This is a genomic window from Mycolicibacterium madagascariense (genome assembly GCF_010729665.1).
Lineage (GTDB): Bacteria > Actinomycetota > Actinomycetes > Mycobacteriales > Mycobacteriaceae > Mycobacterium > Mycobacterium madagascariense.
Window position 1 is genome coordinate 5,426,783 of record NZ_AP022610.1, and the last position, 17,957, is coordinate 5,444,739.

Genomic DNA, 17,957 nt, shown 5'->3' on the forward strand with positions numbered 1-17,957 from the left:
CGATGGCGGTGCGGATGAGCCCGCAACGGTTCGAGGAGCTGGTGTCCGACGCTCTCGACGAGATCCCGGTGGAGCTGGCCAAGGCGATCGACAACGTCGTCGTGCTCGTCGAGGCGCGCCATCCCGACGAACCCGACCTGCTCGGCCTCTACGAGGGCATCGCGCTGACCGAGCGCGACACCACCTACTTCGGCTCCCTGCCCGACACCATCACGATCTACCGGGACGCTCTGCTCGACGTCTGCGACAGCGAGGCCGACGTGGTCGACGAGGTGACGGTCACCGTGATCCACGAGGTGGCCCACCACTTCGGCATCGACGACGAGCGCCTGCACGAGCTCGGCTGGGCCTGAGTCCGACGGGCGCGGCAACCGGAAATCGTTGCGCGGCAATGGTATGAACGGGTCATGACCGATCCGTGCCGCGACTGCCGAGAGGGCCACGACCACTGCCACGGCACCGTCATCCACCACGCGTCGTCGGGGCGCGTCGAGTGCACCGAGTTCTGCGTGACGCCCGAGGGGTGGCACTCGTTCAGCATCGACTGCGACGCCGTCGGGTGCACCTGCGTGGAGACCGTCGTCGTCACCCGTGACGTGCAGGCGTCCTGACGTTTCTCAGCCCATCGGGTCGCCGCTGTGCACGGTGTCGTCGACGGGGTGCTCGACGGGTTCGAACGGCGGCGTGAACGTGCTCCACTGCACGCAGCTCCACCGGCCGTCGGTGATGGGACTGAGCACGACGCACTCGGTGTTGGCCAGGTGGTGCTCGATGGCGAAGCCCGGGTCCACCCCGGCGAGCACCGCGCCGACCAACCGGATCGCCGCCCCGTGGCTCACCACCACCACGTCACCCGTCCAGTCGTGGTCGTCGAGGTAGCGCACCCGCAGCTCGGTCACCACGGGCACGTAGCGGTCGAGCACCTGCCTGGCGCTCTCGCCACCCGGTAGGTGGACGTCGAGACTGCCCTCGTGCCAGAGCCGGTACACGGCGTTGAACTCCTCGTGGGCCGCGTCGTCGGAGCGGGCCTCCAACTCGCCGACCTGGACCTCGTGGATGCCGGGCAGCTCGATCGGGGCGAGCCCACGCTGCGCGCCGACGTCGGCGGCCGTCTCGATCGCCCGGAGCGCCGTGGAGTGCGCCAACAGCCCGATCGGGTGCTCCCAGTGCGCGGCGAAGTCGCGCGCCTGCTGATGGCCGAGGTCGGTCAGCGGCGCGCCCGGCGGCCGGGTGTCGAGCTCCCTGGCCACGTTGGCAGAAGACTGCCCGTGGCGGACGAGCACCAGTCGACCCGTCATCGAACGCGCCCCTCTCGAAGTCCGGCCAGCCATCCGGCGGCCTCGTCTGTCACCGGAGGAGTCGCCCCCACGGCGGCTCCCGTCGACCATGAACCCAGGTATCGCACGTCAGCACAACGACGGTGGAGCGCCTGAAGTGCCTCGGCGACGGGATCGTCGTCGATGTGCCCCACGCAGTCCAGGAAGAAGAAGTAGGTGCCCAATTCGATTCGCGTGGGCCGGGATTCGATGCGGGTGAGATCGATGTCGCGGATCGCGAACTCGGTCATCGCCGACACCAGGGCACCGGGGACGTTGTCCAACCGCAGCACGACGGACGTGCGGTCGGCCCCGGTCCGCGGCGGCGGCGGCGCCGGCGGACCCACCAGCACGAACCGCGTGCGGGCGTTGGGTTCGTCGACGACGCCGTCGGCGAGGGTCGCCAGGCCCAGCCGGCGCGCGGCGAGCGCGGTGCTGACGCCTGCGTCGGCGCGGCCGTTCGCGACGTCGTGGGCCGCGGCGGCGTTGGAGCTCGCGGGCACGGTCCTGGCAGCGGGGAGGTGTTCGGCCAGCCACCGCTTCACCTGTGCCGCGGCGACCGGGTAGGCGGCGACGGTCGCGACGTCGGCAGGCCGGGTGCCCTCCCGGACGGCGATGCTGAACGCGACGTCGAGGGTGTGTTCGGCGAATACCTGCAGCGGTGCGCCGGCCGCCAGGCTGTCCATGGTCGGGGCCACCGACCCCTCGATCGAGTTCTCGATCGGTGCGCAGGCGTAGTCGGCGGCTCCGGCGCGGACGGCGGCGAGCGCACCGTCGGCGCTGTCGCACGGCAACGGAGTGACGTCGTCGTCACCGGGCGTCGGCGCCGCAGGGACGGCCCCACCGGCCACCATCTGCAGCAACGCCTCTTCGGAGAAGGTCCCCTGGGGGCCCAGATAGGCGATGCGCGGCACGGGCCAACCCTAACGGCTCGCTCACCGGTCGCCTCGACGTCTTCGGGGGAGAGCTTGCGCGTCTTCGGCGGAGAGCTTGCGCGATTCAGTGAGGGCAGCCTAAGTTAGGGTTACCTCATTCGATGGAAGGCGGGCAGATGCGCAGTCATGCAGCGGCGGGATCGGCAGTGGTGGCACCCTCGACGGCCGAGCGGATCCGCAGCGCGTGCGCCCGCGGCGGCGCGGCCATGCTCGCGGTCGAGGGCCTCGAACCGTCGCCGACCCCCGTGCACCACCTGCTTGACGACGGGTCCCTCGCGATCACGGTGCCCGCCACCGGGTTGCTGAACGGTCTCATCGTCGGATCGGGCGCCGCGGGCATCCAGGCGGTGCTCGAGGTGACCGACTACGCCCCGCTGCCCCTGCGCGAACCCGTCCGCTCCCTGGTGTGGCTCGGCGGCCGACTGTTCACGGTGCACCCGTCCGACGTGTCGCCCCTGCTCGACGCGATCGCCACCAGCAGCCCGAATCCCGCTCTGCTGCAAGTGAATACGGACACGATCGAGGCGACGGCCGGGGACACCCCCTGCGCCCTGGTGCGCCTGGAGATCGACTCCGTCGTCGTGGCCGACTCGACGGGCGCGGAGTCCATCGGGGTCGGCGACCTGCTCGCCGCCAGCCCCGATCCGTTCGCCACGCTGGAGTCGTGCTGGCTGCAGCACCTCGAGTCCGCCCACCGCGACGTCGTCGACCGCCTCGCCGACCGATTGCCCGCACCCCTGCGCCACGGCCGCGTCCGGCCGCTCGGGCTGGACCGCTACGGCGTCCGGCTGCGCGTCGAGGCCGCGGACGGCGACCACGACGTCCGGCTGCCGTTCCCCAAGCCCGTCGACGACGCCACCGGTCTGAACCAGGCCATCCGCATGCTGATGGGCTGCCCGTTCCTCAACGGCCTGCGGGCGCGCCGCATCTGACCCCGGCCGGCGGCTACCGTAGCTCGGGTGACCGGGCCGACCGACGACCTGCTGCCCGACCCCGGCAAGCGGACCCTCCGGCTCGAGATCGCGGTCGTCCTCGCGGTCACCTTCGGCCTCTCCGCCTACACCGCGATCGTCAGTCTCGTCGAGGCGGTGCTCCTCGGCCTGTCCGGCCAGAAGGTGGCCCTCAACCGCAAGCTCTCCCCCATCGACCTGATCAACTTCGCGCTGAACCTGGCCACGGTGTTCCAGCTCGTCGCGTGGGGGCTGCTCGCGCTGTACCTGCTGTGGCGCAGCGGCTCGGGTCCGGCCAGCGTCGGACTCGGCCGGTGGCGCTGGCGGCCGGATCTGCTGGGCGGCCTCGGCCTCGCGGCGCTGATCGGCGTGCCCGGCCTCGGGCTGTACCTGGCGGGACGGGCACTGGGCATCGGCGTCGCCGTCGTGCCGTCCGAGCTCGGCGACACCTGGTGGCGGGTCCCGGTCCTCCTCGCAGTGGCGTTCGCGAACGGCTGGGCCGAGGAGATCGTCGTCGTCGCGTTCCTCGTCACGCGGCTGCGCCAGCTCGGGATGTCACCGACCAAGGCCGTGCTCGTCTCCAGCCTGCTGCGCGGCGCGTATCACCTGTACCAGGGGTTCGGCGCCGGCGTCGGCAACGTCGTGATGGGTCTGGTGTTCGGCTATGCGTGGTGGCGCACGCGCCGGCTGTGGCCGCTCATCGTCGCGCACGGCCTGATCGACGCGGTCGCGTACGTTGGCTACGCGTTGCTCGCCGGTCACCTCGGCTGGTTGCGGTGATCGTGGCCGTACATTCGAGCCCGTGACGTACCCCGACCCACGGCGCGCCAGGCCGCCGTACGAACCGTCACAGGTCATCCGCCGCGACCCCAACTACCGGCCGCCGCCACCTCCACCGCAGCGGCAGCCACCCCGGCAGCCGCCACCGCCGCCGCCCCGGCACCAACCACCGCCGCCACCGCCCCGGCAGCCACCCCCACCGCCGCCGACCTCGCGCCGACCCCGACGGGCGAGGCACTGGGGACGGCCATTGGTGGCGCTCGTGGTGGTCGTCGTGCTCGCCGGGATCGGCACGGCAATCTGGATCGACACGACGCTGCACCGCATCCCGGTGCTGGCCGCCCTGCCCGACCGGCCTGCCGCAGGCAGCGGGACCACCTGGCTGCTGGTCGGGTCCGACAGCCGGGAGGACCTCACCCCGGCACAGCAGGCGGAGCTGTCCACCGGGGGCGATCTCGGCGCCGGGCGCACCGACACCATCCTGCTGGTGCACGTCCCCGGCCTCGGGTCGAGCACCCCGGCCACGATGGTGTCCATTCCGCGTGACTCCTACCTGCCCATCCCGGGCCACGGCCAGGACAAGGTCAACGCGGCGTTCGCGCTCGGCGGCGCTCCCCTGCTGGCCCAGACGGTCGAGCAGGCCACCGGTCTGCGCCTGGACCACTACGCCGAGATCGGCTTCGACGGGTTCGCCGAGATGGTCGACGCCGTCGGGGGAGTGACGATGTGCCCCACCGAGCCGGTCGACGATCCCCTCGCCGGCCTCGACATCGCCGCGGGCTGCCAGACGCTCGACGGGCGGACCGCGCTCGGGTACGTCCGCTCCCGCGCGACGCCGCGCGCGGACCTCGACCGCATGATCAACCAGCGGAAGTTCATGGCGGCCCTGGTGCACCGGTCGGCGAGCCCGGCCGTGTGGGCCAATCCGCTGCGCTGGTACCCGCTGGCCCGCGCGGCCGCCGGCGCCGTGACCGTCGACGACGGCACCCACGTGTGGGATCTGGCCCGGTTGGCGTGGGCGCTGCACGGCGGCGTGACCACCACGACGGTGCCGATCGGAGACTTCACTGGCAACGACTCCGGTTCGGTGGTCGAGTGGGACGACGACGCCGCCGCGCGGCTGTTCCACGCGCTGGCGACCGATTCGGCCATCCCGGCGGACGTGCTCACCGCGGGCAACATTTAGCCGACCCTTCGTTTGCCAGCGGCTCAGCAAACTGCGCGAGGGAGCGGTGACGGGCGGCTTGGCGTTAGGACACCCTCGCCTTAATAAGTCATACCTTTGCTGACAAGGCCCTGTGACCTGCAGTAGCGTTCCCGGCATGAGCGACCCCACGACACTCGACACGAAATTCCACCACCTGCTCCTGGAGCAGATCCGCAACGAGTTCACGGCGTCGCAGCAATACACCGCCATCGCGGTGCACTTCGACGCCGCCGACCTTCCGCAGCTGGCCAAGCACTTCTATGCCCAGGCCCTCGACGAGCGCAACCACGCGATGATGCTCGTGCAGTACCTCGTCGATCGCGACGTCGAGGTGGAGATCCCCGGCATCGACGCCGTCCGCAACAGCTTCGGCTCGCCGACCGAGGCGTTGCGCCTGGCCCTCGAGCAGGAGCGCACCGTCACCGAGCAGATCTCCCGGCTCGCCAGCGTCGCCCGCGAGGAGCACGACTACCTTGGCGAGCAGTTCATGCAGTGGTTCCTCAAGGAGCAGGTCGAGGAGGTCGCGCTGATGACGACCCTGGTGCGGGTCAGCGAACGGGCCGGCGCGGACCTGTTCCACCTCGAGGACTTCGTGGCCCGCGAACTCGGCGCGGTGACCGCCGACCCGACCGCACCCAAGGCCGCCGGCGGCACGCTCTAGTCCGGTTGGTCGCGGCCGGCTTCGGTCAGGCCGTCCTGCAGCCAGCCCTTCGTGCGGCCGGGGTGGTTGGTGGCGACCCACGCCACCCCGACGTCGCGGCAGTAGCGGACGTCCTCGTAGTGGTCGACGGTCCAGCAGTACAGCGCCCTGCCGTGCGCGGCGGCGCGGTCGACCAGCTCGGGATGCTCACGCAGCGTGGCGATCGACGGTCCGACGGCCGTGGCCCCGACCGTCGTCGCGGCGCTGCCGCCCAGATATCGCGACGTGTCCCCGAGCAACACCGTCGGGAGCATGGGCGCGGCCCGGCGGATGCGCCAGACCGCGGCCGCCGAGAACGAGATGACGACCGCGCGGGACAGGTCGGCGGAGGCGGGGGACGCAATGCCGTAGCGGTGCAGCAGCGCCAGCACCTTGCTCTCCACCAGCGCGCCGTACCGCACGGGGTGCTTGGTCTCGATGAAGATCTTCACGGGTCGCTTCCAGTCGAGGACCAGCGAGATCAGATCGTCGAGCGTGAGCAGCCCGGTGTCACCATGACCACCGTCAGCCCGCCAGCTGGAATGCCAACTGCCGTAATCGAATTCGCGTAGCTCGGCGAGCGTCATGTCACTGACCGCGCCGGATCCCGTCGACGTCCGGTCGATCTTGCGATCGTGCACGCACACCAGGTGTCCGTCGCGGGTGAGGCGGACGTCGCACTCCACTCCGTCAGCGCCTTCGCGCAGCGCGAGCTCGTAGGCGGCGATCGTATGCTCGGGCCGCTGCGCCGACGCTCCGCGATGGGCCACCACGAACGGGTGACCGCTGAGCGTCCCGTCGCCGGAAGTCATGGCCCTATGCTGCCGGTTCGTCCCGCTCGGACTCAACCCGAGGCGGGGACTGCGTCTCACCGTCGGGGGAATCCGCCGGAACGATCACCCAGCGCTTGGCGGGCCGGTCGACCGCCACGTGCTCGAAACCGCGGTACAGCTTGAGCGTCAGCAGCAGCGCCGCCAGCGCCGCCAAGTACGCGATCGTCGTGGCGACGGTGTTGTTGGCGATGCCCTGCGCATCGTCGGTGAAACTCGTCGCAAAGGCGAACACCGACACGGCGAAGCTCACCCACCACGCGACCCACCACACGGCGATGCGGGTGCGCAGCCAGGTCAGGCGTCCCTCGAGACGTGCCAGTTCGATGACGAACACCGGCGCCCAGAACAGGTCGATCACCGGGATCAGGCAGCCGAGCCACAGCTGCCACACCGGCCGCGGATCCGTCACGCCGTGGCGGGCATGGGCGAGCGACCGCCGCGCGATCAGCCAGTTTGTCATCACGATGGCCGTCGCGATCATCGCGAAGAACGCCACCACGCTGACCGCCACCCCGGCCCACGTCGCGGCTCCCGCCAGAATCGGGTTCAGCAGCCTGGACCGGTTGACGAGCAACAGCGCGTAGTTGACGACGTCGACGAACGCGGCGGCGGCGAACGCCACCAGGGTCACCGCCAGCGTGCGCCGCACCATACGCGTCGACACCCGCGGCGCCGCGTGCTCCTGCGTCTCGGGAGGCGGCGCGACGACGTGATCCTGCAGGCTCCAGCGCGGAATGCCGAAGTAGCGCGGCGTCGGCCCCAGCGGCTGCTTCGCCCGGCGCGGCGGCGGCGGGGCTCCCGGCCGCACGGCGATCCAGCGGTATCCCGCAGGCAGTCGCGGCGGGGTGACTCCGGCGGCGGGAGGTTGGGTGACCGCCGGGGCGCCGGCCGGCCGCGCGGCCCACTGCCGCTCCGGTTCGGCCGACGGTGCGAGCAGGGTCCCCTGACACCGGGGACACCAGACGCGCTGCCGGTCGCGCACGTTCCATCGCGTGCCGCACCGTGAACAGACCTGGATCACGCAAACAGCCTACGGTCTTCTCAGACGCTGCCCGCGGACCCGTCGTCGGTGACCACGGGACGACCCGCCTGGGACCACGCCAGCATGCCCCCGGCGACGTTGATCGGTTCGTAGCCGTTGCGGGCGAGGTACTGAGCCACCCGCAGCGACCGCCCGCCCGCGTGGCATACGACGTAGAGCGTGGCGTCGGTGTCGATCTCGGCGATGCGGGCGGGCACGTCACCCATCGGGATGTGCTGAGCCCCCTCGGCGTGCCCGCGCTGCCACTCGTCGTCCTCGCGCACGTCGAGCAATACCACCGTGTCGTCGAACGTCACGGGAACGTCCCCGATGTGAGCCTCGCCGACCTGATCGTCACCCATGATCCACCTCTCGTCGTCCGCTCCTACCGACCCTGCAAAACTAGCAACAGGAGGCCTATGCACAGTTTGCACAGGTTCATCCACAGGCGCACAGCTGCGGAAACCGCCCTGAGCCGCGCAATCTGTGACGGCGCTGTACTGGGCTGGGGATGACGCTGTGGTCGCGCGCACAGTGATCAACAGGCCTCGCCACCGCGAGCGAAAAACGTCGGTCAGCTAACCATTGTTCGGTGAGCGCAGCACCCGGCGCGTTGGCAGGTCGAAGCGTGCTGCTCAGCCGATTTCACGCTGCCCACGAGAGGGGTTATGATCGCGCTCACGACTATCGGTTGTGACAGATCTCACTGGGGGAACAAGGTTGATCGCGCAGGTCAGGAGCTGTTGATGGCATCGCATCCGCTGGGGCCCGGTGCAGTACCCCCGTCTGAATGGCACACCTCCGCCGGCGTCTACACGCACAGCCATCTCATGGCGTGCCTGCGCGCCGGCGTGATCGCCCTGGTGTTGCTCGGCGTGCTCGCCCTCATCGTCCTGACCTGACCTCCCCGTCCCACGAAGAAGGCCGACCCGGCGCTGCTGCGCGGAGTCGGCCTTCGTTCGATGGAGGTCGTCGGGATCAGGCGGGCGGGTAGACGCCCATGTCCTTCGCCTTCTCGGTCTGCCAGAAGATGTCGGAGATCTCGTCGATCGTCGACAGCAACTTCTCGGCGACGGCGACGTCGAGTGACTTCTTGACGTCACCGGCACCGTGCACGCCGTCCCAGAACAGCTGGTGCAGGTTCGGGAACTGCGCGAAGTGATCCTTGGTGAAGAAGTCGGCCCACAGCACCATCAGGTGGTGCTTGACCTCTTCGGCGCGCTGCTCCTTGATGAGGATGGCGCGGGTCTTGAAGTGTTCGTCGTCGGAGTCGTGGTACTTCTTCAGCGTCTTCAGGCACGACAGTGCCTCGATCTTCGCCTGCGCGGGGTCGTAGACACCGCAGTACAGGTCGCAGTGAGCGTGGGCGGGCGTGGCGTTTTGGAAGAGTCGATCAAGCATGCCCTTAACCTACCCTTTGGGGGTGGGCGACAACCATGCTTCTCGCGGCTGCCCGTTGCGGGTGTTCCGCGTCGTCGAGGATTCGATGCGGCCGGGGTTGCAGCCGGGTGATGCGCTCCTCACCCTGCGCGGCGGAGCGCCCCGACGCGGCGAGTACCGGCTCTTCCGCGATCCGCGGCTGTCGACGCGCTGGCTCGTCAAGCGCGTCGGCGACGTCTTCAACTCCTCGCACGGCACGATCTTCGAGGCGGTGTCGGACAATCGCCACGCACCCGGCGTCGTCGACTCCCACGAATTCGGCTGGATACCGGCGGCGGGCACCTACCGCGTCGTGTGGACGGTGCCCGGACGCCGGGATCGCTGACGTTGCCGTATGACCACTGCGTTACTGGCAGTCGTGTCCGCTTGCGTGCTAGCGCCCTCCTGTCGCATCCTCACCTAATCGACCCACAGCCGTGTCGGGCGGCAAGGCAGCGCACCGATTGGAGGCGAGGATGGACACCGGATCTCATGGGGCCATCGAGGTCGCGCCGTTCCACTCCGGTGGATCACTGAAGGGTTTCGTGGTCTCCGGGCGGTGGCCGGATTCGACCAAGGAGTGGGCGCAGTTGCTCATGGTCGCGGTCCGAGTGGCGTCGCTGCCGGGGCTGCTCTCCACCACCACCATCTTCGGCGTGCGCGAAGAGCTGCCGGACGAACCGGCCCCCGGCACCGTCGGTCTGGTGATGGCCGAGGGCACCGTCGTGGGTGACTCCGCGATCCCGCCCGGATACTTCGCCTTCAAGCAGCCGCCGGCCCTGCTGATGCTGCACCCGCCGTCGGAGACCATGCCGTCGCTCCCCGAGTGTGCAGGTGCCGCCTCCGGGTGCGTGCTCCTTCCCGGGCTGCCGCATCTGGGCCTCGATCACCGCGCGGCGTGGGTCGAGGCGGAGTCCGACGGCACCATCACCTCGATGGTCAGCCGGGTGGGCGTCGACCCCATCACCCATCCCGACACCGCGGTGTTGGCGATGTTGCTCGCGGCCTGACCAACGCGGCGCGATTCGTCGCTGCGTTCTTGGTAATCAACCATTGGCTACTGTCAGCCAAACGACTGACAGCACCCCGGCATGGGCTCGCACTCGGATTTGACGTGCGCGAAAGCCCAAAGGCCAGCTGACACGGCGTGTGTGGTTTCGTTACCGAGCAAATAACTGATGCCGTCGAGCGAGGATCGCCGACTGATTGCCGGGGGCTCTGGCGGGGATCGCTGGAGCCGCTCGCGGACGGACTCGTGCTTGGGGCAAAACAACTGCTCCGTTAGTTTTAGCTTAGCCGCGCTGCACTTGGGCGAGGTCGGCCGAGGCGCCCATTGCTGCTAAACGGCACTGCGGTAGGTGCGCAAGAGGTGTGCAACTGACTTTCCGGTGGTTTGCACTTGGTTGTCAGCAGAACTCTCGCTACGATGATCAGCAAATGCGCCACCGAGCAGGACCGCTCGTTACGCCAAGTGGAGGACAGACCGATGAGCATGACATTTTCCGCCAGGCTGAACCGCCTGTTCGACACCGTTTACCCGCCGGGACGCGGGCCGCATACGTCGGCCGAAGTCATCGCTGCCCTGAAGGCGGAAGGGGTGACGATGTCAGCGCCCTACCTCTCCCAGCTGCGTTCAGGCAACCGCACCAACCCTTCGGTCGCCACCATGGCGGCGCTTGCCAACTTCTTCCGCATCAAGCCGGCGTACTTCACCGACGACGAGTACTACGAGAAGCTCGACAAGGAACTCACCTGGTTGGCGAGCATGCGTGACGAGGGCATCCGGCGGATTGCGGCGCGTACGGTCGGACTGTCTCCCGAGGCCCAGCAGGACCTCGTGCAGAAGGTCGACGAGCTCCGTCGCCAAGAGCACCTCGACGATTAGCTCACCCGATCGCCGACGGACCTCTCGACGGCGTTTCGCGAATGGTCAGGAGGCCGTGACCGCGGTCTTCTCGTTCAGGGCGCGGTACTGATCGGCGATCGCCAGGATCCACTCACGGTCCGAGTACGACGGCGGCTGGCGCAGCCAATGCGGTCCAGGAAACTTCGCGTGCGCGGACTCGCCGTCGGTGCCACGGCCCGCATGGATCCACTCGGCGATGCGGAGCGACTGATCCTCCGGCGACACGTCCGGGGAGTCCTGGCACACCTCACCCGGCAGGGTCGCAGCGTCGTCGTCGAGCGCGCGGGTGGCCTCCAGGTAGAGCGCGTCGGAGATCAGGGACAGCTGCTCGGCGACGCGGAACAGCAGGGGCCCGCGGGGGCGGACGCCGATTCCGACGTTGGGATGCCGACGGCTCAGTTCGTCGAGCAGGGGCTGAATGACCCGCAGCTCACGCTTGGCCCCGAACCAGTCCTCGACGCTGGGCAGCAGCGACCCACTCGCCACGACCAGCATCGCGCAGCCCAGCAGGGTCGCCGCGGTGCCGACCCCGATCAGGTCCGTCGTCCCCACCGCGCGCAGCAGGAAGAACGCGCTGGCCAGGACGATCAGAACGACCCCGAGGGTGAACACGAAGAGCGCCCTGCCGCGTCGCGTGCGGTTGGAGTGCCGCACGCCCGCCCACACGACCAGCGTCAGCGCCAGCATGACGTACAGCAGTGGGAGCAGCCACGACACGTTCATCGCACCCGCTCCGAGGTTCTGCCGCAGGTACTCCTCCGGTGACATCTCGGGTTGCTGCGGCGCGCTGAAGAAACCCACCAGCGTCACGACCGCGATCAGCGCGGCGACGCCGTACTGGACCATCGCGATGCGCCTGATCGTCGCGGGTTTCCGCTCCGAGGCGGCCGACGTGATCATCACGCAGCTGCCCGCGGCACACGAGATGAGCGCCACCTGACTCAGGACCGTCGAGACGTTGGGCCAGCGGACCAGGGTGTCGATGAGCAGCGTCAGGGGTTGCCAGTTCAGAGCGGCCACCAACCCGAGGCTGCCCAGGGCCAGGATCATCGCGGCGCTGACGAGTGACTGCTTGTTGACGAGTGCCCAGCCGATGCGGAGCCCGGTGGCCAGTCCCAGGAGACCGGCGATCACCCAGATGATCAACCAAACGCCTCTCCGAGCCGCACCTGCACGATGGACGCGCGATCGGAGGGCAGGCGGCCGAGCCGGTAGATGAGCAGGGCCGCGAAGTCCTCGGCCTCCTGTTCGAGCTCCTCACCGCTCGGACCCATGCATCCGGTCCGCTGGTTGAGCATGTAGCCGATGAGGTCGGAGCTAGCGAACTCGGTCTGGTCGCGGGCAGCCTCCACCACGGAGATGCCCTCGTGGCCGAGGACGAGATGGCCGAGTTCGTGCGCCAGCGTGCGGTCGCCGGCGGGCAACCCGTGCTGGATGAGGAAGACGTCGCGGTCGGCGTATTGGCGCCACTGGCCGCAGACTCCCGGCGGCAGGTCGGCCATCGTCAGCTCGATCGGCCTGCCCCGACTCTCGGCGACGGAGGTGATCAGGCGGGCCAGCGACACTTCGCCCCGGCGTGGGGCAAGGTCGAGGACCTCACTGACGGCACGTGTGACGCGACGGCTGGCTGGCATTCGAACCCCCTCTCGATGTGTCCACTATCCCGTGTCCCTCCATCGTGACATTTGTTTGCGCCACCCATCCCCTCAACCGGTGAAGCGTGACGTTCCGTTTACCCGCACCAGGCGCCCAGCCCGGGCCTGTCGGTAGCCGACGAGGCCGCCGGCGCCGGTGAGCGCGAGGATCCCGGTGACTCCGGGGACCGCGACCGCGGCCATCCGTCCGACGCCCGCGGTCCGCAGGTAGTCGCCGTAACCGGCCCGGTAGGACGGGGGGAGGACCCGATCGCTCGCACCGATCGCGGCCGGGGACGGCGGCGGAACCCCCTGCTGCGCCGGTGGGCTCGTGATCTCCGGACGGCCCGGCGTCGGGCGAGCCGACGGCGGTTGCGGTGCCAGCACCTGTCCGGGTGCGCCTCCCGGGGCCCCGACCGGCGGCACGGGAACCGGGAGTGCGAGCGGCAATTCGATTGCGGGCGTGGCGAATTCGGGCACGACGGCAGGCAGCGGCGGCGCTGCCGGGAGGCCCGGGAGTTGCAGCGGCGGCAGGACCGTCGGCACGCCGATGGCGCCGATTCCGCCGCGACCGTTTCCGGTGCCCGTGGACGTGGACGGGCCCCCCGGCGCCGGCGCGCCCGTCGTCGTGGTCGGCGTCGTGGTGGGCGGCGTGCTGGGTGACGTGGTGCGCGGCGTGGTGGTCGGGTCCTGGCTCGTCGTCGCGCTGGTCGGGGGCTGGCTCGACGTCGCGCTCGACGGGGATCCTTCTTCGCCAGTTGCCACCGGCGTGGTTTGCGACGGTGTCTTGGTATTCGTGGCAGAAGATTTGCTGGGGGAGACGGTCGACCGCGTGGTGACCGAACTCTGGGACACTGTGGCCGTGGTGGGCGACGCGGTCTTAAGAGGTGTGGAGGCGTGCGCCGTGGCCGGTGCGCCCGCTCCCCCGTCCGGCTGCCCGGCCTGCCCGGCACCCGTTTCCGCGGAATGTCCGGGATCGGGGTCGGCAAAGGCAAGAGCGGCTCCGGTACCGCCGATGATCAGGCCGGACATGACCATGCAGGTCGCCGCCGCGATGCGCATCTGCGTCGCCATGCGCACCACCCCTCACCGTGCCACCGAGGCTGCGTCGGTGGCGCCGGCATTGCGGCGTCACCCGTCCGGCGCAATTCTCGCACAGGGCGGCGCTATTGTTTGCTGGAGCGCTGAACCGACTTCGTTCGGACGGGGCGGAACGGGATGTCGGCGCGACCGGCATTAGGGTTGGCTGCAACAGAGCGGCCGCGATCACCAGATTGCGACGAGATACCGGGAGGCAGCCGGGATGGGCGTGTTCACACGGCGTAAGAGCCGGGCCACCCGGCGCGCGGAAGCGAAGGCCATCAAGGCCAAGGCCAAGTTGGAGGCCCGGCTCTCGGCACGGAACGAGACCCGCCGCATCAAGGCCGAGAGCAAGCGCGAGGTCAAGGCGCTCAAGGCGGGCCTCAAGGCGCAGCGGGCCAGCGACCGAGCGGCCATCAAGGTTGCTGAAACGCAGCTCAAGGCGGTGCGCGAGGGAAAGCTGCTGTCCCCGACGCGCATTCGCCGAACCTTCACGATCGCGCGCATGCTGGCGCCCGTCGTGGTGCCGGTCGCCTACCGCGTCGCCATCGCCGCCCGCGGCTTCATCGACGAGCGACGCGCTGACCAGCTCGGCGTGCCGCTGAGTCAGGTCGGGCAGTACTCCGGGGTCGGGGGCGCGCTCTCGGCCCGCATCGCCGGAGCAGAGCAGACCCTGGCGCAGGTGGCGGCGAAGAAGCCGAAGGACGCCGAGACCAAGCAGTTCGTCGCGGCCATGACCGACCGGCTGCGCGATCTGTCCGCGGCCGTCACGGCTGCGGAGAATATGCCGACGCCGCGCCGACGGGCCGCCCACACGGCGATCGCCGAGCAACTCGACGGGGTCGACGCTGATCTCGTCGCCCGCCTCGGCGTGCTCTGATCCTCCGGGCCCCGGCCTAGACCGTCGGCGTCAGCCGTCACCGGTTGGCTACGTCGACCGGATGGCATGATGGGCACCTCTGTCGAGTGCAAAGGAGCAGCCACCATGGCCGACGAACGGGATCGACCGGGCGTGCCGCCCACCGATCAGTCGCCGGACGCGGGCGCCGTCCCCACGCCCCCGCCACCGGCCAAGAAGGCCCCCGCGAAGAAGGCCGCGCCAGCGAAGAAGGCGGCGGCGAAGAAGGCCGCGCCGGCGAAGAAGGCACCGGCCAAGGCGCCCGCCAAGAAGGCGCCCGCCAAGGCGACACCCCCGCAGGCCGCTCCGACTCCGCCGCCCGTCGCCGCCAAACCCGAGGCCGTCGCCCCGGTCGATGGTGAGGGCTCCGCTCCCTCACCCGCCAAGGAGGCTGCCGCACTGGCGAAGTCGGCCGTGGCCAGTGCGCCGACCGCCATCCCGACGCCGGGTCCCGAGCCGTCGCGACTGCCGATTGCCGCCGCCGTCGCCGCGGGTGTTCTGGCGATCCTGGTGGTGCTCCTGGTCCGACGTAGCTCGGACGAGTCATGACCGCCGTCGCCCCCCGCGCCACCGCCGATCTGGTCGACGACATCCATCCCGACGTGCGGAGTTGCGACCTGCAGCTGCAGAACTTCGGCGCGACGACGTCGTTCGCCGGGCCCATCACCACCGTGCGCTGCTTCCAGGACAACGCCCTGCTGAAGTCGATCCTCTCCGAACCCGGTGACGGCGGTGTGCTGGTGATCGACGGCGACGGTTCGCTGCACACCGCGCTCGTCGGTGACGTCATCGCCGGACTCGGCGTGCAGAACGGATGGGCGGGCCTGATCGTGCACGGCGCGGTCCGCGACGCGGCCACGCTGCGCACGATGGACATCGGCATCAAGGCGCTCGGCACCAACCCGCGCAAGGGCGGCAAGACCGGCGCGGGCGACCGCGATGTGCCGGTGACGTTCGGCGGGGTGACGTTCAATCCCGGCGAGATCGCCTACTGCGACGACGACGGCATCGTGGTCGTCGCCCCCTAACGCCGCCCCCTCACCGCGAACAGACGCAAAGGGCCCTGAATCGCCGTGATTCAGGGCCCTTTGCGTCTGTTCGCGGGAGGGACTAAACCCCGACGGGCGCGCGGTGCTTGGTGAAGTGCAGCGCTTCGTCGTCGACCTTGCCCTGGCGGATCATGCGGACGTCGAGCAGATAGTTCTGCTTGAGCTTCCACGGCGCCTTGGAGCCGGCCTTGGGCAGCTCGTCGAGCGCCCGCAGCACGTAGCCGGGGGTGAAGTCCATCAGCGGGCGCTCGTCGACGGAGTTGCCGGGGTGCTCGGGCACGACGGTGTCGAAACCGTTGGCGTCCATGTAATTGAGGACGCGACAGACGAATTCGGACACCAGGTCGGCCTTCAGCGTCCACGACGCGTTGGTGTAGCCGATGGTGAACGCCATGTTGGGCATGCCCGACAGCATCATGCCCTTGTAGGACATCGACTTCGTCAGGTCGACGGGCTCGCCGTTGCGCCGGATCGCCGCGCCGCCGAACAGGCGCAGGTTGAGACCCGTTGCGGTGACGATGATGTCGGCCTCGAGCACCTCACCGGAGCTGAGCTTGATGCCCTCGGGGACGAACGTGTCGATGGTGTCGGTGACGACGTCGGCATCGCCGCTGCGAATGGTCTTGAACAGATCGCCATTGGGCGCCAAGCAGAGTCGCTCGTCCCACGGGTTGTAGCGCGGGCCGAAGTGCTTCTCGACGTCATAACCCTCGGGCAGTCGGCGCTGCGCCATGGTGAGCAGTGTCTTGCGCATGTACTTCGGGAACTTGCGCGCGAGCTGGTACTGCGCGGTGCTGAAGATGATGGCCTTCCAGCGGTTGACGAAGTGCGCGGCCTTCTCCGGCAGGTACTTGTTGACCTGTTCGGCGATGGGGTCGACGGCGGGCAGCGCGCCGATGTAGGACGGCGAGCGCTGCAGCATCGTCACGTGGCCGGAGCCACCCTTGACCAGTGACGGGATGAGTGTGATAGCCGTTGCGCCACTGCCGATCACTACGATCTTCTTGCCCGTGTAGTCGAGGTCCTCGGGCCAGTGCTGCGGGTGCACGATGGTGCCCGCGAAGTCCTCGGCGCCGGGGAACGTCGGCGAGTAGCCCTGGTCGTAGTTGTAGTAGCCGGTGGTGGCGAAGAGGAACGAGCAGGTGAGCGTCTTCTCCTCGGTGCCGGTGTCGACGGTGACGATCCAGTGGTTGTCGGCGTCGGACCACTCCGCGGCAGTCACCTGGTGGCGGTAGCGGATCTTCTGGTCGATGCCGTTCTCGGCGGCGGCTTCCTTGATGTAGTTCAGGATCGACGGGCCGTCGGCGATCGACTTGGCCGACGTCCACGGCTTGAAGCGGAAGCCGAGGGTGAACATGTCGGAGTCGGAGCGAATGCCGGGGTACTTGAACAGGTCCCAGGTACCGCCCATGTTCTCGCGTCGTTCGAGGATGGCGTAGGTCTTCGAGGGCGAACGATTCTGCAGGTGCCAGGCGGCGCTGATGCCGGAGATGCCAGCGCCCACGATGAGAACGTCGAGGTGTTCGGTCATGGCGACACGTTATCAACAGCGTGTTGAATTGGTCAACAGTGTGTTGAAAAATTCGACATGCAGTAAAGTCAACGCCGTGACCACGACCAGTGCGGCCAAGTCCGGACGAGCCCGCCGTTCGACCCGCCCGTCCGGCGACGACCGCGAGGCCGCCATTCTCGCGACCGCCGAACGGCTGCTGGCAGACAAGAAGTTCGCCGACATCTCCGTCGACGACCTGGCCAAGGGCGCCGGACTCTCGCGGCCCACGTTCTACTTCTACTTCCCCTCCAAGGAAGCCGTGCTGCTGGCGCTGTTCGAGCGCGTGATCATCGAGGCAGACTCCGCGCTGGAGGCGCTGACCGCCGATCCGCCCGCCGAACCCAAGGCGCTGTGGCGGCACGGCATCGACGTCTTCGTCCGAACGTTCGGCACCCACCGCGCGGTCTCCCTGGCCGCCGAGCGGTCGCGGGCCACCGAGGAGATCAGCGAACTCTGGTCGCGATTCATGCAGAAGTGGGTGACCCACAGCGCCGCCATCATCGACGTCGAGCGGGCCCGCGGCGCGGCGCCACAGACGCTGCCCGCGGTCGAGCTGTCGACCGCCCTGAACCTGCTCAACGAGAAGGTCATGCTGACGTCATTCGCGGGAGAGGTGCCGTCGATCCCCGCCGAGCGCGTGCTGGACACGCTCGTCCACATCTGGATGACCAGCATCTACGGCGCGGCGCAGTAGGCCC

The 17,957-nt window shown here is 69.3% G+C and carries 26 protein-coding genes; 15 read left to right on the forward strand and 11 right to left on the reverse strand.

The window, feature by feature from the left end; translation table 11 throughout:
- The first annotated feature begins 2 nt into the window (after nt 1–2).
- Both G6N60_RS25770 and G6N60_RS25775 read left to right on the forward strand, forming a co-directional pair.
- On the forward strand, nt 3–353 hold the full coding sequence (locus G6N60_RS25770) for a metallopeptidase family protein (protein ID WP_163742727.1): 351 nt from the start codon (nt 3–5) through the stop codon (nt 351–353).
- Between the two features lie 54 nt (nt 354–407).
- Nucleotides 408–611, forward strand: a complete 204-nt coding sequence (locus G6N60_RS25775) for a hypothetical protein (protein ID WP_163742729.1) — start codon at nt 408–410, stop codon at nt 609–611.
- Between the two features lie 6 nt (nt 612–617).
- On the opposite strand, the gene G6N60_RS25780 is transcribed toward G6N60_RS25775, so the two are convergent.
- On the reverse strand, nt 618–1,298 hold the full coding sequence (locus G6N60_RS25780; RefSeq protein ID WP_163742730.1) for a histidine phosphatase family protein: 681 nt from the start codon (nt 1,296–1,298) through the stop codon (nt 618–620).
- Complete coding sequence (pheA, locus tag G6N60_RS25785; RefSeq protein WP_163742733.1) at nt 1,295–2,230, reverse strand: prephenate dehydratase; 936 nt, start codon at nt 2,228–2,230, stop codon at nt 1,295–1,297. Before pheA ends, G6N60_RS25780 begins: the two co-directional genes overlap by 4 nt.
- A gap of 137 nt (nt 2,231–2,367) precedes the next feature.
- On the opposite strand from pheA, the gene G6N60_RS25790 reads away from it, so the two are divergent.
- Nucleotides 2,368–3,183: a DUF2470 domain-containing protein gene (locus tag G6N60_RS25790; RefSeq protein WP_163742735.1), complete on the forward strand. Its 816-nt coding sequence runs from the start codon at nt 2,368–2,370 to the stop codon at nt 3,181–3,183.
- Nucleotides 3,184–3,210: 27 nt separating this feature from the next.
- Entirely contained in the window at nt 3,211–3,981 is a 771-nt protein-coding gene (locus G6N60_RS25795; RefSeq protein ID WP_163742738.1) for a CPBP family intramembrane glutamic endopeptidase, read from the forward strand.
- Nucleotides 3,982–4,055: 74 nt separating this feature from the next.
- Here G6N60_RS25795 and G6N60_RS28730 read toward each other — a convergent pair whose 3' ends face one another.
- Nucleotides 4,056–4,232 (reverse strand): hypothetical protein, encoded by a 177-nt coding sequence (locus tag G6N60_RS28730; protein ID WP_246241337.1) that lies wholly within the window; start codon nt 4,230–4,232, stop codon nt 4,056–4,058.
- Between G6N60_RS28730 and G6N60_RS25800 the strand changes: the two genes are divergently transcribed.
- Nucleotides 4,232–5,167, forward strand: a complete 936-nt coding sequence (locus G6N60_RS25800; RefSeq protein ID WP_246241320.1) for an LCP family protein — start codon at nt 4,232–4,234, stop codon at nt 5,165–5,167. The two genes, G6N60_RS28730 and G6N60_RS25800, sit on opposite strands and share 1 nt — an antisense overlap.
- Nucleotides 5,168–5,303: 136 nt before the next feature.
- Nucleotides 5,304–5,849: a ferritin gene (locus G6N60_RS25805; RefSeq protein WP_163742742.1), complete on the forward strand. Its 546-nt coding sequence runs from the start codon at nt 5,304–5,306 to the stop codon at nt 5,847–5,849.
- Here G6N60_RS25805 and G6N60_RS25810 read toward each other — a convergent pair.
- The 3 genes from G6N60_RS25810 to G6N60_RS25820 are packed head-to-tail and all read right to left on the reverse strand — an operon-like array spanning nt 5,846 to nt 8,083.
- Nucleotides 5,846–6,679: a glycerophosphodiester phosphodiesterase gene (locus G6N60_RS25810; protein WP_163742744.1), complete on the reverse strand. Its 834-nt coding sequence runs from the start codon at nt 6,677–6,679 to the stop codon at nt 5,846–5,848. The two genes, G6N60_RS25805 and G6N60_RS25810, sit on opposite strands and share 4 nt — an antisense overlap.
- Before the next feature lie 4 nt (nt 6,680–6,683).
- Nucleotides 6,684–7,721, reverse strand: coding sequence for a DUF4328 domain-containing protein (locus G6N60_RS25815; protein ID WP_163742746.1), 1,038 nt, complete (start codon nt 7,719–7,721; stop codon nt 6,684–6,686).
- A 20-nt stretch (nt 7,722–7,741) separates the two neighbouring features.
- Nucleotides 7,742–8,083 (reverse strand): rhodanese-like domain-containing protein, encoded by a 342-nt coding sequence (locus G6N60_RS25820; RefSeq protein WP_163742748.1) that lies wholly within the window; start codon nt 8,081–8,083, stop codon nt 7,742–7,744.
- Nucleotides 8,084–8,467: 384 nt separating this feature from the next.
- Between G6N60_RS25820 and G6N60_RS28210 the strand changes: the two genes are divergently transcribed.
- The gene (locus G6N60_RS28210; RefSeq protein WP_170312578.1) at nt 8,468–8,623 is read left to right on the forward strand and encodes a hypothetical protein; all 156 of its coding nucleotides are present in this window, start codon (nt 8,468–8,470) and stop codon (nt 8,621–8,623) included.
- Between the two features lie 76 nt (nt 8,624–8,699).
- Here G6N60_RS28210 and sodN read toward each other — a convergent pair whose 3' ends face one another.
- Nucleotides 8,700–9,122 (reverse strand): superoxide dismutase, Ni, encoded by a 423-nt coding sequence (sodN, locus tag G6N60_RS25825; RefSeq protein ID WP_163742750.1) that lies wholly within the window; start codon nt 9,120–9,122, stop codon nt 8,700–8,702.
- 85 nt (nt 9,123–9,207) lie between these two features.
- Between sodN and G6N60_RS25830 the strand changes: the two genes are divergently transcribed.
- The 3 genes from G6N60_RS25830 (at nt 9,208) to G6N60_RS25840 (ending at nt 11,025) form a co-directional block, all read left to right on the forward strand.
- Complete coding sequence (locus G6N60_RS25830) at nt 9,208–9,486, forward strand: S24/S26 family peptidase (protein WP_179969820.1); 279 nt, start codon at nt 9,208–9,210, stop codon at nt 9,484–9,486.
- Nucleotides 9,487–9,616: 130 nt separating this feature from the next.
- Complete coding sequence (locus G6N60_RS25835) at nt 9,617–10,150, forward strand: peptidase (protein WP_163742752.1); 534 nt, start codon at nt 9,617–9,619, stop codon at nt 10,148–10,150.
- Nucleotides 10,151–10,626: 476 nt separating this feature from the next.
- Nucleotides 10,627–11,025 (forward strand): helix-turn-helix domain-containing protein, encoded by a 399-nt coding sequence (locus G6N60_RS25840; RefSeq protein ID WP_163744574.1) that lies wholly within the window; start codon nt 10,627–10,629, stop codon nt 11,023–11,025.
- Nucleotides 11,026–11,070: 45 nt separating this feature from the next.
- On the opposite strand, the gene G6N60_RS25845 is transcribed toward G6N60_RS25840, so the two are convergent.
- From G6N60_RS25845 to G6N60_RS25855, 3 genes are all read right to left on the reverse strand, one after another.
- Entirely contained in the window at nt 11,071–12,192 is a 1,122-nt protein-coding gene (locus tag G6N60_RS25845; protein ID WP_163742754.1) for a hypothetical protein, read from the reverse strand.
- Complete coding sequence (locus G6N60_RS25850; protein WP_163742756.1) at nt 12,189–12,680, reverse strand: ImmA/IrrE family metallo-endopeptidase; 492 nt, start codon at nt 12,678–12,680, stop codon at nt 12,189–12,191. The genes G6N60_RS25845 and G6N60_RS25850 overlap by 4 nt, the downstream gene beginning before the upstream one ends.
- Before the next feature lie 72 nt (nt 12,681–12,752).
- A complete protein-coding gene (locus G6N60_RS25855; protein WP_163742758.1) occupies nt 12,753–13,226 on the reverse strand; it encodes a hypothetical protein in 474 nt (157 codons plus the stop codon).
- A 4-nt stretch (nt 13,227–13,230) separates the two neighbouring features.
- On the opposite strand from G6N60_RS25855, the gene G6N60_RS25860 reads away from it, so the two are divergent.
- The 4 genes from G6N60_RS25860 to rraA all read left to right on the forward strand — a co-directional run bounded on the left by G6N60_RS25860 (nt 13,231) and on the right by rraA (nt 15,686).
- Nucleotides 13,231–13,920 (forward strand): hypothetical protein, encoded by a 690-nt coding sequence (locus G6N60_RS25860; protein WP_163742760.1) that lies wholly within the window; start codon nt 13,231–13,233, stop codon nt 13,918–13,920.
- A gap of 63 nt (nt 13,921–13,983) precedes the next feature.
- Nucleotides 13,984–14,640 carry a DUF6474 family protein gene (locus tag G6N60_RS25865; RefSeq protein ID WP_163742762.1) on the forward strand — a complete coding sequence of 219 codons (657 nt, stop codon included), beginning with the start codon at nt 13,984–13,986 and terminating at the stop codon, nt 14,638–14,640.
- A gap of 105 nt (nt 14,641–14,745) precedes the next feature.
- Nucleotides 14,746–15,207, forward strand: coding sequence for a hypothetical protein (locus G6N60_RS25870; protein ID WP_163742764.1), 462 nt, complete (start codon nt 14,746–14,748; stop codon nt 15,205–15,207).
- The gene (rraA, locus tag G6N60_RS25875) at nt 15,204–15,686 is read left to right on the forward strand and encodes a ribonuclease E activity regulator RraA (RefSeq protein WP_163742766.1); all 483 of its coding nucleotides are present in this window, start codon (nt 15,204–15,206) and stop codon (nt 15,684–15,686) included. The genes G6N60_RS25870 and rraA overlap by 4 nt, the downstream gene beginning before the upstream one ends.
- 82 nt (nt 15,687–15,768) lie before the next feature.
- Here the strand turns inward: rraA and G6N60_RS25880 are convergent, their stop codons facing one another.
- A complete protein-coding gene (locus G6N60_RS25880) occupies nt 15,769–17,238 on the reverse strand; it encodes a flavin-containing monooxygenase (RefSeq protein ID WP_163742768.1) in 1,470 nt (489 codons plus the stop codon).
- Between the two features lie 76 nt (nt 17,239–17,314).
- Here G6N60_RS25880 and G6N60_RS25885 point away from each other — a divergent pair, with 76 nt between their 5' ends.
- Nucleotides 17,315–17,953 carry a TetR/AcrR family transcriptional regulator gene (locus G6N60_RS25885; RefSeq protein WP_163742770.1) on the forward strand — a complete coding sequence of 213 codons (639 nt, stop codon included), beginning with the start codon at nt 17,315–17,317 and terminating at the stop codon, nt 17,951–17,953.
- Nucleotides 17,954–17,957 lie beyond the last annotated feature (4 nt).